Source organism: Enterobacter cloacae complex sp. BZL2005 (assembly GCF_049238885.1).
GTDB lineage: Bacteria > Pseudomonadota > Gammaproteobacteria > Enterobacterales > Enterobacteriaceae > Enterobacter > Enterobacter roggenkampii.
In genome coordinates this window covers 1-6,708 of record NZ_JBMKGI010000032.1, presented here as the reverse complement: position 1 = coordinate 6,708, position 6,708 = coordinate 1, and the positions used below count along the sequence as shown (strand labels likewise).

The following is a 6,708-nucleotide window of genomic DNA, read 5'->3' as shown; positions in this document are numbered from 1 at the left end:
GTTGGTGATTTTGAACTTTTGCTTTGCCACGGAACGGTCTGCGTTGTCGGGAAGATGCGTGATCTGATCCTTCAACTCAGCAAAAGTTCGATTTATTCAACAAAGCCAAACGTGGCTTGAAAGCTCGCCTTTGGACTGACAAAGCGATCAGTGAATTTCTCGGTGCGCCGCTCAGTGCAGGCCCGGTAAAAGCCTGGAAACAGAAGGAAGTGAAAAAAGTCGAAGCGACACCCGCTTTCAAAACATGGCTGGAACAACGTCGCGCATGGCTGGTTGCGCGGGGTAAAATATCCTCTGATACAGAGTTGCCTTGCCACCTGGACGCTCCGATAATTCCAGGTAAACAACATAAGGAATCATAATATGAACAAAAAGCCTCGCTATGCTGTCATGCTGGATGGGGATAAAACCGTCTATAGTGGAAATAGTCGGTTTGTCGCCTGGACGTTCTGGCTGATGAACCGTCATCGTAGGGCTATCGCATATGATTGCGGAGTTTGGGTTGTTGAACCAGCCTACTGGATCCGTGTCGTTTAATCTGCTTTTGCAATGTGCAGCTGCTTCATGTCATGCCTAAGGAGTTATTTTGAAATGGATTAATTTTTTACAACGTCTTCTACAACGTTTTTTCCCCAAAAAAAATGAAATAATTGAAGTGAAATACATTGAAAGGGATGAAACAAGAGTATTACCAGACATCCCTGAAAACGTCATAGCTGCCTGTCAGACTCTTCAGGTGAAGCTGGATTCTGTTAAGAATAATCCATTTTTGGAAATTAGTTTGATTTATGGATTTCTTGATACTTTTGGCGAGTTTGCATCAACCTTTACAGTATGTCAGAAAGGTTGCAGCGCCTGTTGCAAAATAGGTGTCGAAATGACGGCATTAGAAGCAAGTTTTATAGAAAAAAATACATCCCACAGAATTGTATCTAACAAGCAAAGAAAATTAAAAACCAATACAGATTGCCCATTTTTAACTGATGGAATCTGCTCCATATATGAATATCGACCTTTCAATTGTAGAACCTTTTTCACAGTAGATAACCCTAAGTACTGCGAAACACCAAACGAACCTCATAGGACATATGGGAGTTTAGGTGGTCAAGACATAAATATAATTTATCAGTTCCGAAACTATATTGACCAACTAAATGGGAAGAGGAAGAAGAGTGATATAAGATTCTTCTTTGGGAATCATAAAGGAATAAAATAGCCAGGCATGGAAATATTTCAGTCCAGTTCCGCTGACAGTGCGTGTTTTGCGCGCTGTTCCACTGGCTCCGGCTATGATATGTCACAGTTTTGATTTTATCCAAAAAGGCCGCATCGCGGCCTTTTTAGTGAATCAATTGTTTGCTGACAACGCTTTTTAATTCCAGAAAGGATCGTTTTCCCAACCTTGCGGGAAGCCGGTATCAGCCATATACAGCTGCGCCGCATGGCTACCAGCAAAAAGACGAAGAAGATCACCCTTTAAGTCAATGCCCGCCAGGTCTAGTGTCTTAATCATTTTGTGTATCACGCAGACCGTCAAGTATGGTCGATACTGGTGAACTGCGGGTATGGTCAACTCACTGGCTATCTGGCTTGGAATCGCAAGTTTGGCGTTCCACAGTCGGCTATGATGCGCGGCACGATTTCTTACGTCACGCAGACGCTGAACCCAGTTCGTCAGCGAATTGAAATCATTTGCACCAAACTCATTTGCGAGTGTATCCAGCAGAGTGTTATGAGGTGCTGGCAATCCCTTAAAATATGAGAAATCAGTCGCACTGAATATCTTGAAAAGACAACCGATAGTAATTACCTCACTGGCAATCCAGAAAGGGGGTAGATTAGAGAATTGCGGATGCGAATTATTGTGGTATTTTTTCCTGTAATTTCTCGCGTAAAGCTCCCCTTCCTTATTAAAGTCACCTTGTATTCTACTTCGAATGTCATCAATAATTTTAGTGCCTTTCGCTGTATAGAAAAAAGTATTATCAAGATACCAGAAAGGGTCATTTGAGAATGCGGAAAGTGTATGGTCAAGCCTGCTTCTGAGCTTAACTTCAAGCCGCGCAATTACGCCAAACAACAGTACACGAAGTTTTTCGTCGAAGCGGTATAGCTCAACCCCATATTCAAAATACTCATCTTTTCTGTAATGTTTTCCGCCCGGACTTGCCGGATCTAACAGAGGATGGAGATAAATTTTAAAATGGTAATAGCTTATCTGGCTGAGCGTATTTTCTGCTTCAGCCTCGTCCAAAAACTCAAGCTTTTTGCTCTTGAGGTCGTTAATCAGATCGGCAGGTGTACGGTAAGGCTTGCTGTAAAGGGTTGTCGGCATCGCAGCATCATCCCTGAATAGGCAAAAAAAAAGCCCACTAACTTCCCCAAAGGGTTGTTGCAGGCATCATTAATACTAATACTACTCCATTTGACAAACACGTCAACGGAAATTACTCAAAAAAGAGCAATCAATACATCCTCTGGGCATAGATAGTTCTGTCTAGTTACCTGCCATTTCCCTTCAGCAGCGCCACCGCCTCATCGCCTGGCATCTGGAACTGCACCCGGTGCCGTGCCGCGACATCGAGCGCAAACACTTTCGTGTAGACCTCCGTCGAGCTGATCGACTTGTGTCCCATCAGGCTCTGCAGCACCTTCAGCGGGATGCCGGCATACAGCATATGCATCCCGTAGCTGTGACGGAACGTGTGCGGGGTAACCGGTACCGAAAACGTCACCCCGTCGGCGGCAGCCGCATCAACGGCTTCACTTATCCAGGTCCGGACCGTTCTGTCGGTAATTTCCCAGATGCGTGCTTTCTCGGTTCTGTCTGTGCGTTTATTACGGCGCTCCAGCGGAATTTTAAGCGTGGCCACCATCATCTCCAGCTGGCTGACATAGTTCGCATCGGAAAGCGGAACGATACGATGAGGCAGGCTACCGGCCGGAGCACGGCCGGCCGTTCTGGTGGCTTTTTCGGTCCGCTGTTTGAGCGTGGCCAGCTGCACGAACGGGTAGGGCGGTGTCAGGGAAAAATCACTCCGGGTCAGCGCCAGCGCCTCGTTAATGCGCGCGCCGGTATTCCAGAGGGTTGCCAGCAACATCTTGCGGTGGAGATCGGGTACATAGTGGAGCAGGGCACTTACTTCCGGCGCCAGCAGGTATTTCGGCAGTTCGTCCTGAACGAGCGCCATCTGACGCAGGGCCAGCGCCGCTGGATAGTCGATAGAAACAGGTAACTGAGCACCTGTTGTCGAATACCCTCCCAGGGTTACAAGTCCGGTCATCAGGATGATTCTCCGCCAGGGGATATGCGCAGTGCTCCCGCAATGATTTCCCGGTTCTCTTCATTACGCCAGTTACCAAAATAGTCCACTTCCAGACGCAGGGAATGATCTGCAGCCTCTATCAGATCCGACACTTTCTGCAGGGCGCTATGCAGCTGCTGCGCTGATATCACGCGTGGCACATCATGCTCATCCACACCGTTGCGGTGTACCAGATCGTTTCGCCAGTCTGCGATGATACCCAGCGGCTCAATTGGCCAGACGGGCGGTATATGAAGCACAGTCCCGAAATAGCGCTCAATGGTTTTCACGTTATGAAACGTCATACTCGCAACAACATTCTTTGCCACAGGGCGGAACTTGGTAAGCTCCATCTCGCGGGCCGCCTGCTTCTCTTTCTTGCCTACCTTAGCAAAAGGTAAGTAATACTCTTCAAAGTATCTCTCGAGCGGCCTGTCCTCTTCCAGCAGAGCTCTGGCGCAGTACATCAGGTACGCCTCCATGACCGTCACGGCATGGACGAAAGACATTCTGTACACCAGTTCAGGCTGCTTTTCATCAAGCAGGGCATGGAGCTTCTTCAGCTCCTGGCTGGCGTGCAGGTAACGCTGATGAACATTGTTCAGGGAAGCCACAAACAGCCCGTGTTCATGATCCCACTGAGCCTGATCGGCGAGATACTCCTGTTCCCAGTAGTACAGGTTAGCGGCCTGTTCCCATTCTTCTGAGCCGGGGACAACATCCGGATAATTTTCAGCAAGCCATTTATCAAATCGTTCAGATTCAATATCCATCATCTGGTCTTTCATGCTTCCCATAATGCCAGTACCCTTCTGTATGGTTCTGTAAATGAAAAATCCAGCCGGTCATACTGCCGCATCGTCTCCACGGAACGGTTCAAAAGCCAGCAGGGCGTCCGCCCTGGAGGCCAGCTCGATACAGTCCCCGCACTGCGGGTTAATCTCTTCATCAATGGCCTCGTTATACCGCATGCGCAGCCGCCATCCCGTCACGGGAGGCGCGTTCTGTATGGCCAGCACCATCCCTTCCGGCGACAGCAGTTCACGGAGGGTGTAGCAGGCGCCAATCCGGGTCGAATCCCGCAGCCACATCACGGGGTACTCACTGACCAGCTGGTCATACACACATTCCGGCGTATGGAAATAATTCCCGTCCGCCCTGCATAAATCACACATTCGCGTTCCTTGTATCGAGAAATCCCGTCAGGCCGGGTCCGGCATAAAACGGCCTGGCTCAAACGGCCAGCGCCTGTCGCCCTGCGAGTACACCTCGATCCACGCCAGTGTCCCGTGCTCAAAATACAGTTGATAACCGTCATCGGCACTGAGGGTCAGCATCCCGTCAAAACAGGTATCGGTTCGCGTACCGTCACCCATCCAGCGAAGCAGGCGGCCTTCAGCGGAAATCTCGTAAAATTCACAATCGCAGTCTAGGTCGTCGGTCTGAAAGTCCGTCCCGGTGACTCCGTCAGGCATCCGGTACCGGAATCTGACCGTATCAAACATTCCCATAATTTTGCTTCCTTAAATTGCTTAAAAATCCCGCCATTCATATTCTTTTTGCGACCTAGCGGCACCAGTCTGGTCTGGGCGGTAGTTCTGAATAATTTGAACAATCCTCAGTGCCTAGAATGAACGACGCATGATCGAAGCCCTGTGAGAGGTCATATTCACTTGCTCCTACTGGTAAGCTCAAATATCCCCCAATCACTGAAGAGGGAGCCTGCCATGATGCGCAGCCATCAGAGAGCCAACGCCAAGCCAGCTCGTTTCCTTGCACGTCCAGCAACTGAACCAGTTCTTTGCCGTAACTATTCGCAGTTTGATATACCCAGACAGAATTCATGCCCTGGCTAATAAGGCCCCGAATAACTTGATCAATATCCATTTAATACCCTGTTAAATAATCCCACCACTAAATCATTACCTAATGACACACCTGACAGTCACAAATCGGGATTTTATCTATTGTCATTATTCTCTGGCTGATAATAAGCAGCCATATAACCACGTCATTAAATTACCGGATAGCCGTTCCGGTGAGATCCGATTTTTACGCTATTGCGCAGTTTCCGGAAGTGTACCACGCACACGGAATAACCACAGCGCCCTTTTATGGTGGTGAGCGGCCGGTCACGGGGCAGGGGAAGGACACAACATATAGCGTCACAGCCAGCTGAGAACACCGCTACATCTTGTGTTGCCGGGCCGCAGCGCGCCGGAGGCCGGAAAGCAGATCCGGAACAACATCTTTTCGGATCTCAGGAGAGGAAGAGAGAGATTATTGCAGGATAAGCACAAAAAAGAGTGAATTGTTGTGATGAGTGGATTATTGCTGTAAATATCGCAATTCAAATTAATTATTAACAACAAAGCAATTTAACAGCGACCCCATCCGGGGTCACCTTAATTTTGCTCAGCGATGTTCAAACCGCACCACTGGTGTATCGGTAATTTCCATCTCCATTTCCCAGAGCGTTTTCATCACACCTTCAAGTGGATCACCGTTGCTGCGGTAGAAAGTGTTAAAAAGGGTTCCATCCGGATACCTGAACAACCTGAGTTCACCAAAGGATTCAGCACTGACCATAAGTGAAAATTTCTGTTCGGAATTGAGGACAAGGTAAATAAGACAGTTATTGATCCTGAAGGGCAGAGAGCGGCTACCTCTGGCCGATACATCAACATGTATGCTAAGGAAGGTGCGAATAAGCAGATCATGTCTTCCCAAGCTGACTCGCTGATTAAAATTTCGCGGATCTGGGCCGATTTTTTTCCCGCAAACACATCGAATCAGCCTATTTAGGCTATTTTTTCCACCATTTCTGGCGTTATTTCCGGTTTTTACTGAGATCTCTCCCACTGACGTATCATTTGGTCCACCCGAAACAGGTTGGCCAGGGTGAATAACATCGCCAGTTGGTTATCGTTTTTCAGCAGCCCCTTGTATCTGGCTTTCACGAAGCCGAACTGCCGCTTGATGATGCGAAACGGGTGCTCCACCCTGGCATGGATGCTGGCTTTCATGTATTCGATGTTGATGGCCGTTTTGTTCTTGCGCGGATGCTGCTTCAAGGTTTTTACCTTGCCGGGACGCTCGGCGATCAGCCAGTCCACATCCACCTCGGCCAGCTCCTCGCGCTGTGGCGCTCCTTGGTAGCCGGCATCGGCTGAGACAAATTGCTCCTCTCCATGAAGCAGATTACCCAGCTGATTGAGGTCATGCTCGTTGGCCGCGGTGGTGACCAGGCTGTGGGTCAGGCCACTCTTGGCATCGACACCAATGTGGGCCTTCATGCCAAAGTGCCACTGATTGCCTTTCTTGGTCTGATGCATCTCCGGATCGCGTTGCTGCTCTTTGTTCTTGGTAGAGCTGGGTGCCTCAATGATGGTGGCATCCACCA

At 48.8% G+C, this 6,708-nt stretch carries 9 protein-coding genes and 3 pseudogenes; 2 read left to right on the top strand and 10 right to left on the bottom strand.

Annotated elements, in window-relative coordinates; translation table 11 throughout:
• Positions 1–75, bottom strand: a 75-nt coding sequence (locus ACOTXI_RS23960) for a hypothetical protein (protein WP_224261798.1), incomplete at its 3' end; no start/stop codon positions are given.
• Between the two features lie 29 nt (positions 76–104).
• Here ACOTXI_RS23960 and ACOTXI_RS23955 point away from each other — a divergent pair.
• Both ACOTXI_RS23955 and ACOTXI_RS23950 read left to right on the top strand, forming a co-directional pair.
• Positions 105–362, top strand: a pseudogene (locus ACOTXI_RS23955) (hypothetical protein); the annotation flags it as partial.
• A 224-nt stretch (positions 363–586) separates the two neighbouring features.
• Positions 587–1,216, top strand: a complete 630-nt coding sequence (locus ACOTXI_RS23950; protein ID WP_004197775.1) for a YkgJ family cysteine cluster protein — start codon at positions 587–589, stop codon at positions 1,214–1,216.
• Positions 1,217–1,372: 156 nt separating this feature from the next.
• On the opposite strand, the gene ACOTXI_RS23945 is transcribed toward ACOTXI_RS23950, so the two are convergent.
• From ACOTXI_RS23945 to ACOTXI_RS23905, 9 genes and pseudogenes are all read right to left on the bottom strand, one after another.
• Positions 1,373–2,335 carry an Abi family protein gene (locus tag ACOTXI_RS23945; protein ID WP_004197772.1) on the bottom strand — a complete coding sequence of 321 codons (963 nt, stop codon included), beginning with the start codon at positions 2,333–2,335 and terminating at the stop codon, positions 1,373–1,375.
• A 166-nt stretch (positions 2,336–2,501) separates the two neighbouring features.
• Positions 2,502–3,284, bottom strand: a complete 783-nt coding sequence (locus tag ACOTXI_RS23940; RefSeq protein ID WP_004197768.1) for a site-specific integrase — start codon at positions 3,282–3,284, stop codon at positions 2,502–2,504.
• Entirely contained in the window at positions 3,284–4,102 is an 819-nt protein-coding gene (locus tag ACOTXI_RS23935) for a hypothetical protein (RefSeq protein WP_004197776.1), read from the bottom strand. Before ACOTXI_RS23935 ends, ACOTXI_RS23940 begins: the two co-directional genes overlap by 1 nt.
• Before the next feature lie 48 nt (positions 4,103–4,150).
• Positions 4,151–4,480, bottom strand: coding sequence for a hypothetical protein (locus ACOTXI_RS23930; RefSeq protein ID WP_004197773.1), 330 nt, complete (start codon positions 4,478–4,480; stop codon positions 4,151–4,153).
• A gap of 27 nt (positions 4,481–4,507) precedes the next feature.
• On the bottom strand, positions 4,508–4,816 hold the full coding sequence (locus tag ACOTXI_RS23925; protein ID WP_047353182.1) for a hypothetical protein: 309 nt from the start codon (positions 4,814–4,816) through the stop codon (positions 4,508–4,510).
• A gap of 55 nt (positions 4,817–4,871) precedes the next feature.
• Entirely contained in the window at positions 4,872–5,192 is a 321-nt protein-coding gene (locus tag ACOTXI_RS23920) for a hypothetical protein (protein ID WP_004197770.1), read from the bottom strand.
• A 127-nt stretch (positions 5,193–5,319) separates the two neighbouring features.
• A pseudogene (locus ACOTXI_RS23915) lies at positions 5,320–5,565 on the bottom strand (hypothetical protein); the annotation flags it as partial.
• 155 nt (positions 5,566–5,720) lie between these two features.
• The gene (locus ACOTXI_RS23910) at positions 5,721–5,894 is read right to left on the bottom strand and encodes a hypothetical protein (RefSeq protein WP_230683677.1); all 174 of its coding nucleotides are present in this window, start codon (positions 5,892–5,894) and stop codon (positions 5,721–5,723) included.
• 254 nt (positions 5,895–6,148) lie between these two features.
• Positions 6,149–6,708: pseudogene (locus tag ACOTXI_RS23905) on the bottom strand (IS5-like element ISKpn26 family transposase); the annotation flags it as partial.

What these genes read in the sequence shown, in the direction of transcription:
- ACOTXI_RS23945 (WP_004197772.1), bottom strand. Translation starts at nt 2,335, where the DNA reads ATGCCGACAACCCTTTACAGCAAGCCTTACCGTACACCTGCCGATCTG.
- ACOTXI_RS23940 (WP_004197768.1), bottom strand. Translation starts at nt 3,284, where the DNA reads ATGACCGGACTTGTAACCCTGGGAGGGTATTCGACAACAGGTGCTCAG.
- ACOTXI_RS23935 (WP_004197776.1), bottom strand. Translation starts at nt 4,102, where the DNA reads ATGGGAAGCATGAAAGACCAGATGATGGATATTGAATCTGAACGATTT.
- ACOTXI_RS23930 (WP_004197773.1), bottom strand. Translation starts at nt 4,480, where the DNA reads ATGTGTGATTTATGCAGGGCGGACGGGAATTATTTCCATACGCCGGAA.
- ACOTXI_RS23925 (WP_047353182.1), bottom strand. Translation starts at nt 4,816, where the DNA reads ATGGGAATGTTTGATACGGTCAGATTCCGGTACCGGATGCCTGACGGA.
- ACOTXI_RS23920 (WP_004197770.1), bottom strand. Translation starts at nt 5,192, where the DNA reads ATGGATATTGATCAAGTTATTCGGGGCCTTATTAGCCAGGGCATGAAT.
- ACOTXI_RS23910 (WP_230683677.1), bottom strand. Translation starts at nt 5,894, where the DNA reads ATGGTCAGTGCTGAATCCTTTGGTGAACTCAGGTTGTTCAGGTATCCG.